This is a genomic window from Vibrio paracholerae, from assembly GCF_037672085.1.
In the GTDB taxonomy this organism is placed as follows: Bacteria; Pseudomonadota; Gammaproteobacteria; order Enterobacterales; family Vibrionaceae; genus Vibrio; species Vibrio cholerae.
This window is the reverse complement of the sequence record NZ_JBBHLM010000002.1, coordinates 1,340,734-1,362,128: the sequence shown is the minus strand read 5'-3', so window position 1 is coordinate 1,362,128 and position 21,395 is coordinate 1,340,734. Positions and strand designations below refer to the sequence as shown.

Below are 21,395 nucleotides of genomic sequence, written 5' to 3'. Positions count from 1 at the left end.
CCGCCCCTATTTTGAGCTTAGTCTATAACGCAGCTTAGCGAAAAGAAGCTTGACTACTCTAGCAATAGTCACCTGTCACCACGTTGTGTCACTTACTTTTTTTCGCTAGGTGTAAAAACTTGTTGTGCCTTGAGTACAGAGTCTGCAAAAGAGAATTCACGATGAATATCGACCTAAACCTGATCCCAACCACTTTTGATATGCTCCATGCTGGGCTAGCAGCTTCGTCAGTACTGCTATTGATTGTTGCCATTGCTCGTAAAGGCAAGGTGACAGAAAAGATCGTAGAAAAACCCGTCGAAAAGATTGTGACGGTTGAAAAGCCGGTAGAAAAAATCATCGAAGTGGAAAAGATCGTCGAAGTTGAAAAAGTCGTGGAACGAGTCGTTGAAGTTGAATCCAAACTCGCGACCGCCTCAACCGATTCAGCACTGCAACTTCTCGCACTGTTGCAAAAAGAAGCGCGCCTAATTGACTTCTTACAAGAAGAAGTGAGCCAGTTTTCGGATGAAGAAGTGGGTGCAGCCGCTCGCGTGATTCATAGCGGCGGCCAAAAAGTGCTGCGCGAATACCTCACTCTATCGCCCATTCGTAGCGAACAAGAAGAGAGCCGCATCAGCGTCGAAGCGGGCTTCAATACGCAAGAAATTCGCCTAACCGGTCAAGTGACTGGCCAAGCGCCATTTGTTGGCACTCTGATTCACAAAGGTTGGCGCGCGGATTCCATCACCCTGCCAAAACTGGCTGACAATTACGACACCTCTATCCTCACACCTGCGGAGGTAGAACTGTAATGGAGATGTCAATTCATTCCGCCAAATACAGTGTAGGCATTGACCTTGGTACAACCCACTGCGTACTCGCTTATCAAGATGTACAGAGTGAAGAGAGCCGTGTTGAAGTTATGTCGATTGCGCAAATGACAGCGCCGGGCACAGTAGAAAACCTCAACCAGCTCGGTTCTTTCGTTTATCAACCCCATGAACATGAAATGGCTGCCGCTTCACGCCGTTTACCTTGGAGCAGTGAACCAACTGCACTGGTCGGTGCAATTGCGCGCAATTTGGGCTCAAAAACCCCGATTCGCCTAGTCGCAAGCGCCAAATCTTGGTTGTGTCATGCAGGCGTTAATCGTCGTGAAGCCTTTTTGCCATCGGGCAGCCCTGAAGATGTCAGCAAAATTTCCCCACTGCGTGCCACTGAGCTTTATTTAGAGCACTTACAAGCCGCGTGGGATCATGCACATCCTGATGCCCCATTAGCTGAACAAGATGTCACCATTACCGTTCCTGCTTCGTTTGATCCTGCCGCTCGTGATTTAACCGCGGAAGCGGCACGTAATATTGGCCTGCAGCACTTTACTCTGCTCGAAGAACCACAAGCGGCGCTGTACAGCTGGATTGATAACCGCCACGAACAGTGGCGCAGTGAAGTGAGCGTTGGCGATGTGGTGTTAGTGATCGATATCGGCGGCGGTACCACTGACCTTTCACTGGTCGAAGTGACCGAAGAAGAAGGCAACCTTGCCCTCAAGCGTATTGCCGTTGGCGAACATATTCTGCTCGGTGGCGATAACATGGATCTCGCCCTCGCCTATCGTCTAAAAATGAAGTTGGCACAAGAAGGCAAAGAGCTGCAAATGTGGCAAGTGCAAGCCATGACGCACGCTTGTCGTGATGCGAAAGAAGCGCTACTCAGCCAACCAGATTTGGCCGCAGTGCCAATCGTGGTACCAAGCCGCGGTTCTAAACTGCTCGGCGCAACACTGAAAACCGAACTGACACGTGAAGAAGTTCAGCAAACGCTGGTCGATGGTTTCTTCCCTGCGGTTTCCATCAACGAGCATCCACAACAAAAAATGCGCGGAGCTTTGACTCAAATGAGTTTGCCTTACGCGCACGATGCCGGCATTACTCGCCACATCGCCGCATTTTTAAGTAAACAAGCCAACGCGCAAGGTCAAACCGAAAGCCTGCCTTTCGCGATGGCCGGCATTCCGGGTATGGGTGCATCACAAGCCGATTTCATTAAGCCAAGCGCCATTTTGCTTAACGGCGGCGTGCTGAAATCAACTCTGCTTGCCGATCGTTTACTCGACACCATCAATGCTTGGTTAACTCAGGCCAATGCGGCGCCTGCCAAACTGCTAGCCGGAGTGGATTTGGATCTGGCAGTGGCACGTGGCGCGGCTTATTACGGCGTTGTGCGCCAAGGTCAAGGGGTACGCATCCGTGGCGGTATTGCTTCGGCTTACTATGTCGGGATTGAAAGTGCGATGCCAGCCATTCCGGGCATGTTACCGCCGATGGAAGCACTCTGCGTTGCTCCATTTGGTATGGAAGAAGGCTCGAGCGCGCAAGTCGCGGATCGCCAGTTTGGCCTAGTGATTGGTGAGCCTGTGCACTTCCAATTCTATGGCTCCACTGTTCGCCGTGATGATGTTGCGGGGACTCACCTTGTCGATTGGGCCAATGATGAGCTCGACGATCTGCCAACCATTCAGATCACCTTACCTATTTCTGAAGGTCGCCGAGTAGGAGAAGTGGTTCCGGTTACGCTGGCATCACGAGTGACCGAGCTCGGTACGCTCTATCTTGAAGCGATTGCGGCTGATAATGGCCAAAAATGGCATGTAGAATTTGATGTTCGGGATAACCCACAGAACGAACCTACACCACAGCAACATTAACAAGACAGTAGCGGCATCCTTCGGGGTGCCGCTCAACCTTTATGAACACGAGGTATCGCATGTCATCACCACGTTTTCTGGTCGGCATTGATTTAGGCACCACCAATACTGTGGTCGCCTTTTGTGAATTGAGCGATGCTCTTGAACAAGCTCCAGTGAGTATTTTCCCGATCGATCAGTTAATTGGCCCGGGAGAAGTGGTGCGTCGTCCCCTGCTGCCCTCCTTTCGTTATCACCCCGCAGAGGGACAATTCAGTGATTCTGATTTGACCCTGCCATGGTCATCCGAATTGGTCGAGGGCGATCTGCCCCAAGTGATTATTGGCGAGTGGGCACGCGATTTAGGCGCGAAAGTCGAAGGCCGGCAAGTCTCCAGTGCCAAAAGCTGGCTGTCACACCCTAATGTCGATCGTACTCAGCCGATTTTGCCTTGGGCAGGTGCAAACGATGTTGAAAAAGTATCGCCGATTGTCGCTAGCGCCAGCTACCTCAACCATATTCGCCAAGCGTGGAATCATCGCCATCCGTTGAACCCGCTTGAACAGCAAGAGGTGGTGATCACCGTCCCAGCCTCGTTTGACGAAACGGCGCGCAAATTAACGCTCGAAGCCGCTCGACTGGCTGGGTTATCCAACATCATGCTGCTCGAAGAGCCACAAGCGGTGTGTTATGACTGGCATCATCGCCATCAAACCCAAGCCAACGAGATCTTGCATGCGTCCCCGCTGATTCTGGTGTGTGATGTCGGTGGGGGTACCACGGATTTAAGCCTGATTGCGGCACAATTTGATGCGCAGGCCGCCTTACAACTCAATCGAATTGGCGTCGGCGATCATTTGATGCTTGGCGGTGACAACATTGATCTGGCTTTAGCGCATGTGGCGGAACGTCGCTTTAACCAAAACAAAAAACTCAGCGCGGCAGGTTTATCCAAGCTTATCCAGCAAACCCGCCAAGCGAAAGAGAGCCTGCTCTCTGCAGATGCACCAGAGCAGATGAAAATCACCCTGCTCGGCAGCGGCTCAAAATTACTCGGCGGCACTCAAAGTGTCGCCCTACACCGTGACGAAGTACACCAAATTGCGCTTGATGGATTTTTTCCACTGACCCAGCGTGACGTACGACCAGAGAAACGCCGCAGTGCGGTTGTGGAGTTTGGCTTGCCTTATGCGTCTGACCCTGCGGTCAGTAAACATATCGCTGAGTTTTTGAGCCATCATCAAGTCGTGGTGCCCTCCGATCCCAATACAGAGCCCAATACAGTGTCCACCGACCTGTTGCCGACCGCGTTATTACTCAACGGTGGCGTCTTTAATAGTTCGCTCATCACGCAAAGACTCATCGCGTTACTGAGTGACTGGTTAGGCCGACCAATCACCCTACTTGATAACCCGCACCCAGACTGGTCTGTCGCATTAGGCGCAGTGGCTTATGCTAAAGCAAGACGCGGTGCGCAGCTCAAAATTGGTGGTGGCGCAGCGCGCTCTTATTTCCTTCATCTACAAGAAAAAAATAAACTCGGCAAAGCCTTATGTCTGCTCGCCAAAGGCAGTGAAGAAGGACAAGAAATTCGTTTAACCAGCCGCCGCTTTGCCCTCACGGTCGGCGAACCTGTGCGCTTTAATTTGTTAACCTCGACGCACGAGCACATCACACAAGAGCAACGGGTACAAAATGGCGCTCTGTTTACCATTGATACCGATAAGTTTCAGCCCTTGCCGCCTTATATTGTTACGTTACCCGCACTCGATCCCACCGAGCTTGCCGCCAACCAAAAGCAGCGCGTAGAAGTGCAATTGGCCTGCCAATTAACCGAGGTGGGCACGCTGCAAATCGTGTGTGTCAATCCCAATGATGAAAAGCAGCGCTGGCAGGTCGAATTTGATATTCGTCACAGCGTAACCCAAGCCGGAGAACTGGAGGACAGCATCGCTACTTCTCCTAAGTTACAAGAGGCAAAAGAGCTCATCAGCAAAATCTACAGCGCCAATAAAACTAGTGCCGACCAACAAGCGATCAAAACGCTGACCAAAGAGCTAGAAAAACGCTTAGGTAAACGGGAAACGTGGGATTTTTCTACCTTACGCAGCCTGTTTGACACGCTTGCCCTTGGCCGCAAGCGCCGGCGCCGCTCAGAGCCCCATGAAAAAAACTGGCTACGTCTGGCGGGCTTCTGCTTACGTCCCGGTTTTGGTGATGCCACCGATGGTTGGCGGATTGAACAAATTTGGGCGCTGTACCAACAAGGTATTCAGTTTACCAATACGCAAGGTTGGACAGATTGGTGGGTATTCTGGCGTCGTGTTGCGGGTGGTTTGAATCAAGAACAGCAAGAAACCTTGTTGGCAGATATCGCCAAGTATCTCCATCCCGGAGCAATGCGTACTCCTGCTTCAAGCAAAGAAGCCCAAGAGACAGGCTATGAAGCCATGGTGCGTCTCGCCGCCTCTTTAGAGCATTTACAGGTGGAAGACAAAACACTACTCGCCACTTGGTTTTTAAATAAAGCGCTCAACCACACTCAATATCAACAAGCGCATTGGTGGGCATTAGGACGATTGGCCAATCGCACACCTTTTTACGGCAGCCTGCATACCTGTCTGCCCAAAGAGCAGATCCAGCAGTGGCTCCCTAAGCTCTTAGAGCAAGACTGGCAACAAGAGCCGATGTGCGCTTTTGCCACTGTGATGATGTGTCGCAAAACAGGGGATCGCACTCGTGATATATCGGAACAATGGCGCACACAAGTGTTGGATAAGCTCAAGCAGAGCCGCGTGGCCGATTCATGGATTAATCTGGTTAGTGAAGTAGTCGAACTGGATGAAGCGGAAACTCAACGTGCGTTTGGAGAAAGCTTACCCAGCGGGTTGATTTTGCTGGCTCACTGAGCCAGAGAAACAAAAAACCTAGGCCCAAACAACTTGAAGTTGCAGATAGCATCCAGCGCCGCTGCAACTTCAAGCAAGAAGGTATTGAGATATAGGAGCTGTTAATCTCAATAGTCATCGGCTCCCATCCTACAAACAATCTGAGTTAACTCGCGCTTACCTCTTGCAGCATGATTCGGTTTCGTCCTTGTTGCTTCGCTTGGTATAACGCCTTATCCGCTTGGCGTAATACTTCGCCATATTCATGTGAACTTTCGAAAATCACCGCGCCGATACTGACCGATACCTTAAGTGGCTGCTGTTCAACATGAAAACCTTCCGAAATCGCATCACGTACCGAATCAAGGGCTTGCGATACTCGCTCAAAATCATTTTCACGGGCAAAGATTGCGAACTCTTCACCGCCATATCGAGCGACCAAGCATTCCGTTAATGCCAGCGACTCTAAATGGCGAACCACATAGGTGATCACGGAATCACCAATATCGTGTCCATAGGAATCATTGATCTGTTTGAAATGGTCAATATCGACTAAAGCTACCATAGATTTCTGCTTAGACTGCTTCAATTTTTGCTGTACTTGCTCTTTAAAATGACGACGGTTAAACGCCCCCGTCAGTTCATCTTGAATAGAGCGTAAGCGATGCCATTCTATTTCCTCGAACAAAAACAGCATTAGCATGGTGCCAAGAATGATAAAAAAGAACAGGTTCTGCACCACTATGGTCGAGGCGCGAAATACCGCCAACAAAGGTAAGGTTTGATAAGCAACTAAAGGAACATAGAGCATAACCATCATTACCGCCAATACAACAGCGAACAGGGTTTGTTCTGTCCGCCCACGCTGACCATTTTTTGCCGCAACGATTGCAGAAATCAGATACACCGAAGACAAGCTCAGCGAAGCAATCAAGATACGCAGTCCTATATCTTCGGGATTCAAGCGAAACAAAAGATATAACAACAAAGCAAACAACAGGGAGTGCGCCATCATCAGTAGGTATAAGCCACTTTTGATCGGCTTTTGATACCAGCGCAATACGGCAAATAGCATGCAATAACCGCCCAGTTGATAGAGCAAGTTATTAACAAAGATGGCAAATCCCATCGGTAAAATAAAACGCAGCGAAGAGGTGGTATAAGCCAAGCCGTAAGCTAAAAAGAGCAGCACAAACCAAGTGGCCGTATCCAATTTATGTTCAATCAGCTTGCTTCTTAGCATATAGAGAAAGAGCGCGGCTATTGCACTGCATGCGATGTTATTTATCACTGTGGCAATTTCTAAAAAAGAAAGATCCATCATGCTTGGTCGTCCTGAATGCACAAAAATAAAATCAACTTAAACAACATTTTGGCGCTCTTCTCCCCAAATAACTACTAAAATATAAATTATCTAACAACTTAAGCTCGCATTAACGACCTGAACGGGTGTAGAATTCTCCTCCCAAACAAAACTATAGTCTTATTAAAGACAAGTAGACTCGCGTCGTTGGTTAGTAACTGCTGTGACAGTTTGCTCTTTTGCTTAATTTCGATTTTCGTGAATAGCCTCCCCTATGCAGGAAATCGAGGTATCAATAAAACATAGATTCTATACCCAAACTACTTGGAGTTGCAGGTAGGCGGCAAGTGAGTTCATCCCCATGAGCATAGATAAACTATGTGATTGGGGTGAACGAACGTAGCCAACACCGCTGCAGCTTCAAGTAGGAAGGGTATATGCCCAGATAACCTAACGTTGCGGAAAGCGGATATCCTTCGATCTCCCACTCTTTCGCAATCATATAGGCTGGGTATACAAGCTCAGGTTGCAAATAAGCCAATGGAACAAGATAAATTTACACATATTTTTCGTTTGCCAGGGTCAATCCAAGTGCGCATTGCCAAATGGCAGCAAACTTTTCGAGGTAAGTCTGATTTAGTGCTCCATCAAGCACTGGTCGCACGTAATCATCAATATCAACAAGACGAATTTCTGCCTAAGGGTTGGTGCGTCAATCTGTTTGATCCGGACGACATTTCGATTACTCATCATGGTGATTATATTCAAACCGCAATGCGCACTATGATCGATAGAAAAGTGTCTTATAAGCGCATTTACCTGTCTCGTTTACCCTTGGAGCAAGCAGAAGCAGAATTGCGTCAATTTAAAATAGTGTGGATCAAAAAACATAACACGGTTGCGCAGCGCTTTAATCAAACCCAAAAAGCCGCATTCTTGAATTATGCTCAAGAAGAAATTGAGACACTCTACCCTGCCATTCCTGAACAAGGCTTTGACCGAGGATTGTGGAATCGCTTGGTCAAACAAGAATTTGGACCAGCGGAACACTACGAAGACCCCTATTTTGTCGTCGAAAATGTGGCGGCAAAGAAAGCCGCCGAGCAGAGAAAATCACAGCATAAACCCACAAAATTTGCCGCTCGACGTAAACCGAATCCAACGAAGCCTTTTCACGCGAGACCCGCAGCATCCAAAAACGCGCGCTACTCATCGTCATAACAAAAACTGCAGTAACCGAGCTCTTATTCCGTTGCTGCAGTCATTATGCATCAGCTCACTAAACTGGTGTGATCGTGCTTATCTTGATGGGCGCAATACACCGTATTGCCGGATTGATGTTTTGCGGTGTACATCGCTTCGTCAGCAATACGCAATAATTCAGGTACTTGAATCGCTTGCTCTGGGTATAAGGCGACACCAATACTCACACCAATCTCTAAGCTCTCTTGGTTAAGTTGGAGAGGTTTTTGTAGCTTCTCCAACATCTGATAAGCCTTATTAATAACACCACTGTGATCCTGAAGAAGATCCAGGCACACCACAAATTCATCGCCGCCTAAGCGCCCACAAAAATCGGATTCTCGTATCGACCCTTTGAGCCGTTGAGCGATTTCTTGCAAGACATGATCTCCCACTTCGTGCCCTTTGGTGTCATTGATTTCTTTAAATTTATCTAAGTCAAAAAACAGTAACGCCAATTTCATATTGGAGCGCTTCGCTTTAATTAACGCTTGACTAAGCTGCTGTTTAAAGGCACGGCGGTTCAAAATGCCAGTCAATGAATCTCTTTCTGATAAGAAGCGTAATTCCGCTTTTTGACGCTCTAATTTCGCGGTTTTTCTCGCCACTTCGGCTTGTAACTCGTCTTTGGTCACTGTAGTGCATTGCAGCGAAGCCTTCATTTGATTGAAAAACTGAGTTAATTGAACAAACTCTTGTTCATTATTTTGAGTGGAAATTCGGCTGGCGAGATCCCCTTTCGCCATTTGTTCAATCCCTTCTTGGAGAGTTTTACAACCATGTCGGAAACGGCGTAACACCACCAGCGCGATACCACAGACGACCGAAGAGAAGAGCAGTAAGTGCGCCATGGTGGTTAACAATAAATAGCGTTGATTGTTAATGCTCTCTTCCATGACTTGACGCTGAAAATAAGCCAGCTCCTCATTCATGTTTTGCACCAAAATATTGTATCGAGAGTGAAGTAGCTCATAAGTTCCGATGCCATCGACTAACTTAGTAATGCCCGATTCTTCGGCCGTGTAGCGCTCTTGTTCTAATAGACCGGCCAAACTGTTATTCATTCTTTGGATGCCGGCTAAGTGTTGGCCAAAGACCGTTTCCATCTCGAGCTGCCCAGCCAAAACCTGCTGCGCACGATAAACCTGCTCCAAGCTATGATAATCATTGTATTGCAAAAAGACCCAGAGCTGGCTACGTAACATGGCAATACTGTTTTGGATTTCCAAAATCGTATCCAACTCAGCATTGGTTTGCTGTTGCCGTTGATCTAAGTTTAGTAGTGAGAAGGCAATCAATCCCACTAACAACAACGATGCAATAAACAGTAACGTCATTTTACGATTTAACGAGTTGATCAACGCCGGCCTCCATCGATTTTCACGGCTTCACTCAACATCTCGTCAGCCATTAGTTGCCGATAATCGGGTAATTGACCATGTACTAACTTGTTTTCTAATGCCCAACGCCCTTGAAGTTGTAAGTTCGTTAATAAGGTATTACCGAGTGAAAGACGAAACGAATAATCTTGCCATGACCATCTTAGCTGTTTCTCGTCAATATTCAGCACACCAGCCACTCGATATCGCGCGCGTTCTGGGTTCTTATGGATCCAATCGATCGCTTGTTTCAGGGCTTTTAAAATCGCAAGACTGCGTTGCTTTTCTTCTTCCGTCGTCGGTTTCATGGCTAATAAATTGAACGATAAGGTGTAAATGCCCGGCAAACTCAGGTTGGTCACTTTCGATTCTGCAGCAACCTCAATTTTGTATCCCCAGGGCTCCCAAATCGAAATGGCATCCAACTCTTTATCAAATAACTGCTGATAAAGCTCATCAGCGGTGCCATACACTTTATCGATTGGAATACCTTTCAGGTTATTGGCCAAAAGTAATGAATCAAAATAAAACTCACTGGCACTCGCTCTGATCATACCAACACGTTTGTTGTGTAAATCCGCAACCGAGCGAATCGTCTCACGTTCTAACGCAAGGAGCTTCAAATCGTTATCCGATTTCACAAAGCTAGTAAGAATAAGAAAATCCTGACGCTCGAAACTACTAAACATTGCCACGGATTCTGACGCCGTCGCATAACTCACTTCCCCTTGAAACAAGGCTTGGCTGCATTGCACTCCACCACTGCATGCCACGAGCTCAACATCAATCCCCTGCTGCTTAAAAAAGCCCAGTTGATCAGCAAGATAAAAAGGGGAAGAAAGAGGGGTTTGTGATACCGCTATTTTAATTGGAACAGCATTGGAGTTTACGCTAATGGCGGTTGCCAAAGGAGTCAGCCATCGCCACGCCACAAAAGCGATGACGAGGATCGATAGGTAAACTATCCATCTTCGGGATTGCTGAGCCAAGAACATGCCAACCTCTGAATCTGTATGAATATTGTTCTAAGGTTTAGTGTAGTTGTTAATCGGTGATTCGCGAGTGTTGCCACACATGGACAACACTCAGCGTTTGAATTGAGAAAGGAATGTGTGTCTACCGAGATGATTTGTCGGTCGTTTACAGGTTTAACTAATGAGTAACATCATCAGTACGTTCACCAAAAGCGGCTTGATCATAGATATCGGCCAAGGTTTTTTGGCGCTTTTGGTTACTTTTACGATATTTCTTTGGTTCAAAGTATTGTTCTACGTGCTGTAAAGTTTCCTCATGCTGTTTGGCAGATTGAAGAAATTCAGGGTTATTCATCGCTTGCTGACGCAGACGGTTAACACGTTCGAATGTATCCCAAAACATATTATGCCCTCCTTCACTGTACATAATTACAGCATAGCCAACTTTGTACTCTTGTCAATCAGAACACTGTTTTTTCATACAGTCCAATCGGGTATCAAATGATAAATAAGGAAATGAGGTATAGTTCAATCACACGTTTACTGCATCAGCATGCTGCAACTATCACAAAATGAGATTTCGATCAGAATAACTTATTGTTTATCAAGCTAGTAAGTAATATATTTTTCGAACTAACATCACATATTCAAAGCATGAAACTCAATTTTAAACTCTCATTAGTTGTTCTTAGCCTAGTATCCTCATTCTGCGCCGCCTCTGAACGATCTGCATGGGAAGAGGTTTACGCCAAATCTCAACACAAGCAAACAGAGACGGCCCTAAAACTATTACAGGATCGCTACCATTCCCTTCCTGAAGGGGCTGAAAAGCTCTATTTAACCTCTAAATTACACGGCTATTTCGTGCTCAAAGGGCAGCCCTATTATGGTGAATTGGTCAATTCCCATGATACTTACGCGCTGACAGAACAACGCTTCCTAGACGCGTTGAATCATGAAGAAAGTCTCGATTACCACTCTGCAGAAGAAACCTACTTAACCTTCTACGCCGAGATGAAACAAAAAAACGACCAAGATGGCATGGTGCTATTTGAATACCATCTTTGTCGTCTTTTCCAGCGGCATGGCCGCCCGTACCAAGCTCGTTTCTATTGCTCACAGATGGATCAGCGCCTTCTTAATGCTGAAGATCCCCTATTTCCTCGCTATCGCGGCCTACACCTCGTCGCCAATAATTTGGAGTTCTTAGGGGAATATGAAGAGGCGCTGCAAACTTACGATCTGCTACTCAGTCTGCTACCTGATTATGTCGACCCATCCGGTATTTACAACGATGTCGGGCTTCTGATGGGGACATTAGGCCAGTATGAATCGGCCTTGGACTACCTCAATAAAGCATTGGAGTATCGACTCGAACAAGGCAACCCACTACTCATCGCGCAAGTAGAACACAGTTTGGGTGATACTTACTTCAGGCAAGGTCGATATGAAGAAAGCATCCTCTATTTTGAACAGGCGAAAGCCCATCTTACTCCCGCTAATTATCTGTTTGGGCTGGCTTACGTGCACCTAGGTTTAGGCAAAGCGTACATTGAACTCAATAATTTCGTTGAAGGCGACCAACATCTCTTTCAGGCTCTCGAGTATGTCAATCAACATAAAGACCAACATTTGCAGGGACTGATTTACTTATCACTTGCGCAAGCCCATTTCAAAGAGCAGAAATACGCGCAAGCGATTGACTATGCCAATCAAGCTGTCGCGATTAGCGAGAGCGCTTCTCTGCCACGCATTAAAGCGCAAGCTTATTTACAGTTAGCCAAAATTGCGGAGGCTGAGCAGCAATACCAAGAGGCATTAAGCTGGTATCGCCAATATGCTGAGAGTGAGCTGTTGCTGCGCAACACAGAGCAGCGTAAAGCTTTTGAAGCGCTCGATCTGGCGAAAGCGGAATTAGAACAAAAACGCGGCGTCAATTTTTGGCGAGAAAATTACCAAGCGTTGGCCGAAAAATATGAAATGTTGAAGTGGCAACGTGTTTCACTTTCACTATTAGTGATTGTGTTTGCACTGATTCTGCCCATTGCCCATTATCGTCGCAGAAAAGAGTGCGATCAGAATCGACAAGATAGCTTGCATGGGGTGTTGAGCCGTACCAGTGGATTAGAGCGATTAACTCATATTGAAGCCTGCCAGCAAACTGAGCATGTCCATTTGCTGGCTTTATTGGATATTGACCAACTGAGGCAGTTCAATGAACGTTACGGCTATGAACGGGGCGATATTGCGTTACAAAATACAATCAATACTTTGCTGCACCAGTTGCGTGCCAAGGAGTTTGTGTGTCGCTTAGGGGATGATGAATTCTTGATGGTTATGCCAAACTGCAGACGAACTCTTTCGGAAACGCGGCTGTTTGCGCTTCATCATGCGTTAAATGGCAAAACACCAACCGATGCTAAATCAACAGTTGGCTTGAGCGTTACCCTCAGCTATTTAATGGTAGAGAGTGGTTTGGCGAGTTTTACGCACTTTTATCCCAAGCTGGATAGCGCTCTAAGCATCGCCAAACAGAGCGGCAATGGCGGCTTAATCGATGCCGCCGATCCCACTAATGCGCTGCTGACTGCTTGCTCTTAAGCGCACTCATTATCACATCGCGATTATCGAGATACGCTTTAAGCCCAGCCTGACGCAAACCACAGGCTGGGCATTCTCCACAGCCATCACCTATCAACCCGTTATAACAGGTGAGCGTTTGGTGACGAACCAGATCCAATGCTCCCAGTTGATCGGCCAATGCCCACGTCTCTGCTTTATTCAACCACATCAATGGAGTGCGTATCATTAAAGGCAGATCCATGCCTTTCGCGAGTGCTTGGTTCATCGCTTGTACGAATTCATCACGGCAATCGGGATAACCGGAAAAATCCGTCTCACAAACCCCAGTAATGACCGTGGTCGCGCCGATTTGGTAAGCATAGATACCCGCCAAAGTTAAAAACAGAATATTGCGTCCCGGAACAAAAGAATTCGGCAGTCCATTGGCTTGTAGCTCATGAGAAACCGGAATGTCATCACGCGTCAGCGAGCTGATGGCAAGCTCATTCAGTAAACTCACGTCCATGACTTTATGCGCAGTCACACCAAGCTGCTTCGCCAGTTGTTGGGCCACTTCTATCTCTAATTTATGGCGCTGGCCATAATCAAAGGTGATCGCATGCACTTCATCAAACTCTTTTAACGCCTGAACTAAACAGGTGGTTGAGTCTTGCCCACCACTGAACACGACGACGGCTTTTTTCATGATGCGCTCCCTTTAAGCAATGTTGAGATATTTATGGGTTTGGATAGATAAACGCCAATTGCGAGCAATACAGGTGCGAATGCACAACTCTGTCGCACGCGGCTTTTGGCTAATCGGCTGCAAAGCGATCGCGGTTTGAGCACTGACCTGAGCTCGCGCAAGCAACTCATCAAGATTGTCGATATCTTTCTCAGTCGCCACGGGATGTTTAATTTCGTTGGCACGTTGCAAGGCTGAATCCAGAATCGGTAACTTCCCTTTCATCGCGACTTTGGGTGACACTGTCACCCAGGTGTTCTCGGTCGCATAGACTTCGTAAGTACCACTGGTTTCAATTTGACATCGGCAACCCATTGCCTCAAACGCTTGAGTTAACTCAGTCAAATCGTAAATGCAGGGCTCACCGCCCGTAATGACGATATGTTTTGCCTGATAACCTTGAGCTTGATAGCGTTGAACCAACTCTTGCGCAGTGGCCTGACACCAAGTTGGCGCGTCACTGGTTTTCAGCAAAATTTGTGAGAATGAGGTTTGGTCTGAGTCTAATGTTTCCCAAGTCTGCTTAGTATCACACCAAGCACAACCGACTGGGCAGCCTTGCAAACGCACAAAGACTGCAGGCACCCCAGTAAACACGCCTTCGCCTTGGATAGTCTCAAACATTTCATTAATTCGGTACAAGATGAACGACCTAACATGGATAAACAGTTGCAGGTGGCAGACCATAATGGAGATAGCGATCGAGGTCAAATTAAATGCATCTATGTCACCTACCTGCAACGCCAACACCGCTGCAGCTTCAATTAGGATGGGGATAACTCTAGTTTTCATTTTTTATTACTGTGGCTCACAGTTTAAGCGCGATCTGTATATAATCGAGCTCCTCCTCTTTTTCCACTTTATGTAGGTACCCGATGTACAAACTGATTGCGCTCGATATGGATGGCACACTGCTCAATAGCCAAAAACAGATCTCTCCTCGCACCAAGCAGGCTATTGCTCAAGCTCGTCAGCAAGGCATTCAAGTGGTTTTGGCTTCTGGCCGCCCTCTTGATGGCATGCGCAGTAAATTGGAAGAGTTACATCTGACCACGGAAAATGACTATGTACTCTATTACAACGGCTCTATGGTCGCGAATGTCGGTACTGGGGAGATTATTCATCAGCAAATCATTGATGGCAAAGCGGCTAAGCGTGTGGCAACACTCGCGCAAGAGTTTGGGCTCAATACCCATGCCTTTAGCCAAATTCACGGTTTGATCACTCCTAAAACCAGCCAATATACCGAAGTGGAAGCCAGCATAAATGGCCTCAATATTACCGAAATGGATTTTGCACAATTGGCAGATGACCACCCGATCATTAAGGCGATGATCGTCGGAGAGCCAGAAAAACTCACTCAAGCCATTGCTCAATTACCAGCGCAATGGCGTGAAGAATTTACTGTGGTACAAAGTGCACCTTTCTTTTTAGAATTTCTTAACACGGGGAGTAATAAAGGCATCGGCGTACAAGCGATTGCAGAGCATTTAGGCATTCAAGCCAGTGAAGTGATGTGTATGGGAGATGCGGAAAACGATCACCACATGCTGCAATACGCAGGCCTCGGTATCGCGATGGCGAATGCCATGGAAGAGACCAAACACATTGCGGATCACATTACACTAAGCAACGATCACGATGGCGTGGCCGTGGCGATAGAACGCTTTGCGCTAGGCTGTTTCAGCGAAGCTTAAGTTTTGATGGGTAAGCTTTGGGTAAGGCGTATTACGCCTTACCCTTGATCTCTTTTATCCTCGTCTTTTAACCTTGCTGAGCCATTTTGAGCACTGTGGCTTTGCCTTGTAGCAAGGCGTATTCACTACTTCCTGAAGGGATCAACACACACACGTTTTGTGTTTCTTGCTGAGCTTGTAAGAGTAAAGTGCTCAATTCAACCGATGAGTTGAAGCTCTGCCGCTGTGCATCTCGACGACACAAATCCACAAACGCATATGGACAATCTTGGGTATGCAGCACCAACTCAGCTTGTTGCATATAGCGCAGTGCTTTCAGTGATAACAACTCAACATCCGCTCCAAACTCGATCCACGTCGTTGCAGAAACCTTGTCCGCAGATTGAGTAAGCAGATGAATATATATGCGTTCTAATGACTCTCTATCTTGAGCATTTTTGACTTCCGGATGGGCAAAAAATCGCTCCCAAAACTGACGACGTAGATCAACACTCGGTAAAAAATCTTTGATCGAATTACGCTTTGATGCACCGAAATCCGCCAAAAGTGCAAGATTTTGCGCTAAAACGGCTTCCAAGGTTTCACGAATATTACGAATCAACACTGGAGATGCGCCGCCGCTGGAAATGGCGAGCTGAATGCGGCCTCTTTCAATCATTGAGGGGGTAATGAAGTCGCAGTATGGCTGATCATCCACCACATTGACTAATATGCCCTGCTCTTTCGCATCCTTGTACACCTGATGATTCAATTCTGGATTATCTGTGGTTGCCCATACTTGAACATAACGCTTATCTAACCAGTTTGATGAATAAAAATGCTGAATCCAGTGACATTTCCCCTGTTCAATCCAAGCTTGTAAAGCGGGGGCCACTTGCGGCGAAATCACGGTGACTTTAGCGTCCGCTCTCAATAGCGCATCAATCTTTCGGCAGGCCACTTCGCCGCCCCCGACGACCAAAACGGGTTTATTGGTCAAATCCAAAAACAGAGGAAAATAGCGCATAGTACATCTTATGGTTGTTCATCCTTAACTGGCACTCATGCTACCAAAAATGGGGCAAGAAAAGCATCTAATAACCAGAATGAAATAAAATCTGTGCAAATTTCATCCATAAATCAGTGAATCCGACTAATCCTTAACAAATTAATAGAACTATTAATTAGAACTTTGTTCACTCACCGCCACGCCATCCTGTTGCACCACTCTGTTACCCAGTTGCACTATTTACATTTATTTAACACTTCGCCATTCTTGGCGCAGTTAAGGAATGGGGAATTAAGCAACTCTTTTCACTCGTTGTTTGAGAAATCTAACATCCTTACCTACGCTTACAACTGGTTGATTTATCAATTGCATCCGCATAGACATCAACCAATAACTGAAGAAAAACAACATAGCTGAACTCTTGTATCAGGTGTCACCTGGTCAAAAACGGATCAAACAGGAAGGATACAAATGGCGAATAAACTCACTGTTCTTGCTTCTGTGGTCGCAGCCTCGTCTGCAATGCTGAGCCTTTCGGTATCAGCCGCACAAAGCACTCTAGACAAAGTGTTATCTCAAGGTGTTATTACTTGTGGCGTCAGTACAGGCTTACCGGGTTTTTCTAACCCAAATGCAAAAGGGGAATGGGAAGGGATCGATGTTGAATATTGTCAAGCAATGGCTGCGGCCGTGCTTGGGGATAAAGCCAAAGTTAAATTTGTTCCACTCACCGCAAAAGAGCGTTTCACCGCCCTGCAATCTGGTGAAATTGATGTACTTTCTCGTAATACGACATGGACTCTGCAACGCGATAGCGCTTTGGGTCTTAACTTTGTCGGCGTGAACTACTACGACGGCCAAGGTTTCATGGTGAAAAAAGATTTGGGTGTGAAAAGTGCAAAAGACTTGAACGGCGCTTCAATCTGTATTCAATCAGGTACTACGACTGAATTAAACCTTGCAGACTACTTCCGTAACAACGGCATGACCTACAAACCTGTTGTATTTGATACGTCAGCCCAAACAGCTAAAGGATTTGATGCAGGTCGTTGCGATGTACTGACGACTGACCAATCCGGTCTGTATGCACTGCGCCTCAATTTAGAAAAGCCAGACTCTGCGGTCGTTCTACCTGAAATCATCTCTAAAGAGCCTCTAGGTCCTGTGGTTCGTCAGGATGATGATAAGTGGTTCAACGTCGCTAAATGGGTACTGTACGCAATGGTCAATGCTGAAGAGTACGGTATCACATCGAAAAACGTCGATGAGATGATGAAGTCGGATAACCCAGAAGTGATGCGTATATTAGGCCGCGATGGTCCTAAAGGCACTGGCCTGGGTATTCGTGATGATTGGAGCTACCAAATTGTTAAACAGGTAGGCAACTACGGCGAAAGCTTCGAGCGCACTGTCGGTGCTGGCTCCCCACTAAAAATTGACCGCGGTGTGAATGCACTCTGGAACGCGGGCGGCTTCATGTACGCACCACCTATCCGTTAATTGATAACTATAATCCCGACCACCTTAAAGCTGCAGTACGAGACGTGCGTACTGCGGCTTTAAGTAAAAAGGAATCTGAGCTTGGCTTAGCTCCAAGCACAAAAATGGATAAGAGGTTATTGTTGTATGAAACCCACAAATAAAGTGACACCAGACTCTTCTGGCGCGCATTCCAAGCATACTCATTTGCTTTATAACCCAACCTTCCGTTCGGTTGTATTCCAACTTCTCGCTGTTTGCGTATTAGCATTTTTTCTCTACACCATAGTGAATAATGCGTTAACTAACCTTCAATCTCGGGGTATCGCAACAGGATTCGCCTTTCTAGATCAAACCGCGGGTTTTGGTATCAGCCAAAGCTTAATTCCCTACGATGAAACTTACAGCTATGGTAGAACTTTTCTGGTCGGCTTGCTTAATACCGCTCTGGTTTCAGTACTCGGAATTCTATTTGCCACCATACTAGGATTCCTGATTGGTATTGCACGCCTCTCTAGTAACTGGCTAATTAGTCGATTTGCCTCGGTCTACATCGAGACATTTCGGAATTTACCACTACTACTGCAAATATTCTTTTGGTATTTCATCGTACTTCAGGCATTACCCTCGGCAAGAGAAAGCATCCATCTTGGCGAGTGGTTTTACCTCAACATAAAAGGGCTATATCTCGCTAAACCGATCTTTGAATCCGCAAGTATCTGGGTATTGGTTGCCTTAATCGCGGGCATGATTGCCTGTTGGGTATTGAGTATCTGGGCAAGAAATCGCCAACGTTTAACGGGACAACAAACCCCAATGGGGCAATATATACTTTTACTGTGTGTCGTTTTCCCAATTTTGGTTTATTTTCTACTCGGTCAGCCGATCAGTGCTGAATATCCCGTACTCCGCGGATTCAATTTCCAAGGTGGAATTTCGGTACTGCCTGAACTGGCAGCATTACTGGTCGCTTTGACTATCTATACCGCATCTTTTATCGCAGAAATTGTACGTTCTGGAATTAATGCCGTCAGCCATGGGCAAACTGAAGCCGCAATGTCTCTCGGTTTAACTCGTACGAAAACCTTAAAACTGGTCATTATTCCTCAAGCACTCAGGATCATCATTCCACCGCTGACTAGCCAATATCTGAATCTAACCAAAAACTCCTCATTAGCGATGGCCATTGGCTATCCCGATTTAGTATCAGTATTTGCTGGTACAACCCTCAACCAAACAGGACAAGCCATTGAGATCATTTCGATGACCATGTTGGTCTATCTCACGCTGAGTTTATTAACTTCAGCATTAATGAACTTGTATAACCGTAAAGTGGCACTGGTGGAGAGATAATTATGGCAACACATCAATTTCAACCCAGCCTACCGCCGCCAGCTAACACTACAGGCATCGTTGGATGGTTACGTAAAAACTTATTTAATGGCGTATTTAACTCGATCGCCACCTTAGTATTAGGCTACTTAGCTATTCAAGGCCTCTTAAATATCCTCGATTGGGCGATTTTTAACGCCAACTGGAGCGGTACAACACGTACCGACTGCACTCTTGAGGGCGCTTGCTGGGTATTCATCAGTGTCCGCTGGGAGCAGTTCATGTACGGCTTCTACCCCGCGGCAGAACTGTGGAGACCAAGGCTATTCTTCTTCACTCTGGCTCTTTTCGTCGCACTACTCGCTTATGAGAAAACACCAAAGCGAGGATGGATTTGGCTGGTTTTCGTCAACATCTATCCCTTCTTCGCTGCCCTACTCCTTTATGGCGGTTTCTTCGGGCTTGAAGTGGTCGAAACCCACAAATGGGGTGGATTACTAGTCACCTTGATCATCGCTTTAGTCGGCATCATCGCTTCACTACCGATTGGCGTTGCACTGGCTTTAGGACGTCGCTCCGACATGCCCATCATTCGCAGCCTATGTACCGTCTACATTGAGGTATGGCGTGGGGTGCCTTTAATTACCGTACTTTTCATGGCTTCGGTGATGCTGCCACTCTTTTTATCACAAGGGACTGATATCGATAAATTACTGCGTGCCTTGATTGGCGTGGTGATGTTCAGTGCCGCATACATGGCAGAAGTGATCCGTGGTGGTTTGCAAGCGATTCCCAAAGGCCAGTATGAGGCAGCCGATGCGCTCGGTTTAAGTTACTGGAAAAAAATGGGGCTGATTATTCTGCCGCAAGCGCTGAAAATCACCATCCCCTCGATTGTTAATACCTTTATTGGCCTATTTAAAGACACCAGTCTGGTGTTGATTATCGGCATGTTTGATGTGCTCGGCATCGGACAATCCGCCAATACCGACCCGAATTGGCTCGGTTTTGCTACAGAAAGTTATGTTTTTGTCGCGTTAGTGTTCTGGATCTTCTGCTTTGGCATGTCGAGATACTCGATTTGGCTCGAAGGCAAACTCCATACCGGTCACAAACGATAAGTCACTTTGCAAGGAACGTATTATGACGCAACAACTCAACCAAGATTTTATGATTCAAATTAAAGGCATGAATAAATGGTATGGTGAATTTCACGTCCTGAAAAACATCAACCTGAATGTCAAAAAAGGCGAACGTATCGTCATTTGTGGACCATCAGGTTCAGGAAAGTCGACCATGATCCGCTGTATTAACCGCCTAGAAGAACACCAAAAGGGACAAATCATCGTCGCGGGAAATGAATTAACTGAAGATCTGAAAAATATCGAACTGGTACGTAGTGAAGTCGGAATGTGTTTTCAACATTTCAACCTCTTCCCTCATCTGACGGTGTTGGAAAATTGCACGCTCGCACCGATTTGGGTCAAAAAAATGCCCAAACATAAAGCCGAAGAAATTGCCATGAAATATCTCACTCGGGTGCGTATTCCAGAGCAAGCGGATAAATATCCCGGCCAACTCTCTGGAGGCCAACAGCAACGGGTAGCTATTGCTCGTTCACTCTGTATGAACCCGCAAATCATGCTGTTTGACGAGCCAACCTCAGCCCTCGACCCCGAAATGGTGCGCGAAGTACTGGACGTGATGGTTGAACTTGCCGAAGAAGGCATGACCATGCTGTGTGTGACTCATGAAATGGGCTTTGCCAAAGAAGTGGCAGACCGAGTGATTTTCATGGATGCAGGAGAAATCATTGAGGAAAATAACCCCAAAGAATTCTTTGAAAACCCGCAATCGGACCGTACACAGAACTTCCTTGCACAAATCCTCTCTCATTAATGGTGAGAATCCGCCATTGACTTATCATTCAGAAGCGTTAATCGCTTCTGAATCCTTTAAAAATCATGCAAATAAAATAACCATATTCGGTGAATGAGATGAAATATCGTGTTACAACTGCACATAACCTTAGCCACCGATTTTGATTATTATTGAGTTAGACAGCACAAGGGGCTTGAAATTTATGGCATTGAGCCTCATAACTGTCCCTGTAGCAATCAATACTTTTAATAGAGGAA

General features: G+C 46.6%; 17 protein-coding genes. 10 read left to right on the top strand and 7 right to left on the bottom strand.

The window, feature by feature from the left end:
• Positions 1-161 precede the first annotated feature (161 nt).
• From R4537_RS11520 to R4537_RS11510, 3 genes are read left to right on the top strand one after another with little or no spacing between them, the layout of a single operon-like run.
• Complete coding sequence (locus tag R4537_RS11520; protein WP_071179566.1) at positions 162-794, top strand: DUF2760 domain-containing protein; 633 nt, start codon at positions 162-164, stop codon at positions 792-794.
• Positions 794-2,689, top strand: coding sequence for an Hsp70 family protein (locus R4537_RS11515; RefSeq protein ID WP_071179565.1), 1,896 nt, complete (start codon positions 794-796; stop codon positions 2,687-2,689). Before R4537_RS11520 ends, R4537_RS11515 begins: the two co-directional genes overlap by 1 nt.
• 59 nt (positions 2,690-2,748) lie before the next feature.
• Positions 2,749-5,577 carry an Hsp70 family protein gene (locus R4537_RS11510; protein ID WP_071179564.1) on the top strand — a complete coding sequence of 943 codons (2,829 nt, stop codon included), beginning with the start codon at positions 2,749-2,751 and terminating at the stop codon, positions 5,575-5,577.
• A gap of 145 nt (positions 5,578-5,722) precedes the next feature.
• On the opposite strand, the gene R4537_RS11505 is transcribed toward R4537_RS11510, so the two are convergent.
• Positions 5,723-6,799, bottom strand: coding sequence for a GGDEF domain-containing protein (locus R4537_RS11505; RefSeq protein ID WP_071179585.1), 1,077 nt, complete (start codon positions 6,797-6,799; stop codon positions 5,723-5,725).
• Between the two features lie 600 nt (positions 6,800-7,399).
• On the opposite strand from R4537_RS11505, the gene R4537_RS11500 reads away from it, so the two are divergent.
• The gene (locus R4537_RS11500; RefSeq protein ID WP_000434275.1) at positions 7,400-8,080 is read left to right on the top strand and encodes an MSHA operon transcriptional regulator; all 681 of its coding nucleotides are present in this window, start codon (positions 7,400-7,402) and stop codon (positions 8,078-8,080) included.
• Positions 8,081-8,130: 50 nt separating this feature from the next.
• Here R4537_RS11500 and R4537_RS11495 read toward each other — a convergent pair whose 3' ends face one another.
• From R4537_RS11495 to R4537_RS11485, 3 genes are all read right to left on the bottom strand, one after another.
• Entirely contained in the window at positions 8,131-9,462 is a 1,332-nt protein-coding gene (locus R4537_RS11495; RefSeq protein ID WP_071179563.1) for a GGDEF domain-containing protein, read from the bottom strand.
• Positions 9,459-10,475, bottom strand: coding sequence for an ABC transporter substrate-binding protein (locus tag R4537_RS11490; RefSeq protein ID WP_071179562.1), 1,017 nt, complete (start codon positions 10,473-10,475; stop codon positions 9,459-9,461). The genes R4537_RS11495 and R4537_RS11490 overlap by 4 nt, the downstream gene beginning before the upstream one ends.
• A gap of 157 nt (positions 10,476-10,632) precedes the next feature.
• The gene (locus tag R4537_RS11485) at positions 10,633-10,857 is read right to left on the bottom strand and encodes a hypothetical protein (protein ID WP_071179561.1); all 225 of its coding nucleotides are present in this window, start codon (positions 10,855-10,857) and stop codon (positions 10,633-10,635) included.
• A 251-nt stretch (positions 10,858-11,108) separates the two neighbouring features.
• Here R4537_RS11485 and R4537_RS11480 point away from each other — a divergent pair, with 251 nt between their 5' ends.
• Positions 11,109-13,055: a tetratricopeptide repeat-containing diguanylate cyclase gene (locus R4537_RS11480; protein WP_071179560.1), complete on the top strand. Its 1,947-nt coding sequence runs from the start codon at positions 11,109-11,111 to the stop codon at positions 13,053-13,055.
• On the opposite strand, the gene queC is transcribed toward R4537_RS11480, so the two are convergent.
• Together queC and queE are read right to left on the bottom strand one after the other, a co-directional pair.
• On the bottom strand, positions 13,027-13,722 hold the full coding sequence (gene queC, locus R4537_RS11475; RefSeq protein ID WP_000710448.1) for a 7-cyano-7-deazaguanine synthase QueC: 696 nt from the start codon (positions 13,720-13,722) through the stop codon (positions 13,027-13,029). The two genes, R4537_RS11480 and queC, sit on opposite strands and share 29 nt — an antisense overlap.
• 12 nt (positions 13,723-13,734) lie before the next feature.
• The gene (queE, locus tag R4537_RS11470) at positions 13,735-14,403 is read right to left on the bottom strand and encodes a 7-carboxy-7-deazaguanine synthase QueE (protein WP_316245989.1); all 669 of its coding nucleotides are present in this window, start codon (positions 14,401-14,403) and stop codon (positions 13,735-13,737) included.
• A gap of 233 nt (positions 14,404-14,636) precedes the next feature.
• Between queE and yidA the strand changes: the two genes are divergently transcribed.
• Complete coding sequence (yidA, locus tag R4537_RS11465; RefSeq protein ID WP_071179557.1) at positions 14,637-15,458, top strand: sugar-phosphatase; 822 nt, start codon at positions 14,637-14,639, stop codon at positions 15,456-15,458.
• Positions 15,459-15,525: 67 nt separating this feature from the next.
• On the opposite strand, the gene R4537_RS11460 is transcribed toward yidA, so the two are convergent.
• Positions 15,526-16,464 carry a precorrin-2 dehydrogenase/sirohydrochlorin ferrochelatase family protein gene (locus tag R4537_RS11460; RefSeq protein ID WP_071179556.1) on the bottom strand — a complete coding sequence of 313 codons (939 nt, stop codon included), beginning with the start codon at positions 16,462-16,464 and terminating at the stop codon, positions 15,526-15,528.
• A gap of 453 nt (positions 16,465-16,917) precedes the next feature.
• On the opposite strand from R4537_RS11460, the gene R4537_RS11455 reads away from it, so the two are divergent.
• From R4537_RS11455 to R4537_RS11440, 4 genes are all read left to right on the top strand, one after another.
• Positions 16,918-17,946 (top strand): amino acid ABC transporter substrate-binding protein, encoded by a 1,029-nt coding sequence (locus R4537_RS11455; protein WP_071179555.1) that lies wholly within the window; start codon positions 16,918-16,920, stop codon positions 17,944-17,946.
• A 126-nt stretch (positions 17,947-18,072) separates the two neighbouring features.
• Entirely contained in the window at positions 18,073-19,278 is a 1,206-nt protein-coding gene (locus R4537_RS11450; RefSeq protein WP_071179554.1) for an amino acid ABC transporter permease, read from the top strand.
• 2 nt (positions 19,279-19,280) lie between these two features.
• Positions 19,281-20,378, top strand: coding sequence for an amino acid ABC transporter permease (locus tag R4537_RS11445; RefSeq protein WP_071179553.1), 1,098 nt, complete (start codon positions 19,281-19,283; stop codon positions 20,376-20,378).
• A 22-nt stretch (positions 20,379-20,400) separates the two neighbouring features.
• Positions 20,401-21,156, top strand: a complete 756-nt coding sequence (locus tag R4537_RS11440; protein WP_000193740.1) for an amino acid ABC transporter ATP-binding protein — start codon at positions 20,401-20,403, stop codon at positions 21,154-21,156.
• Positions 21,157-21,395 lie beyond the last annotated feature (239 nt).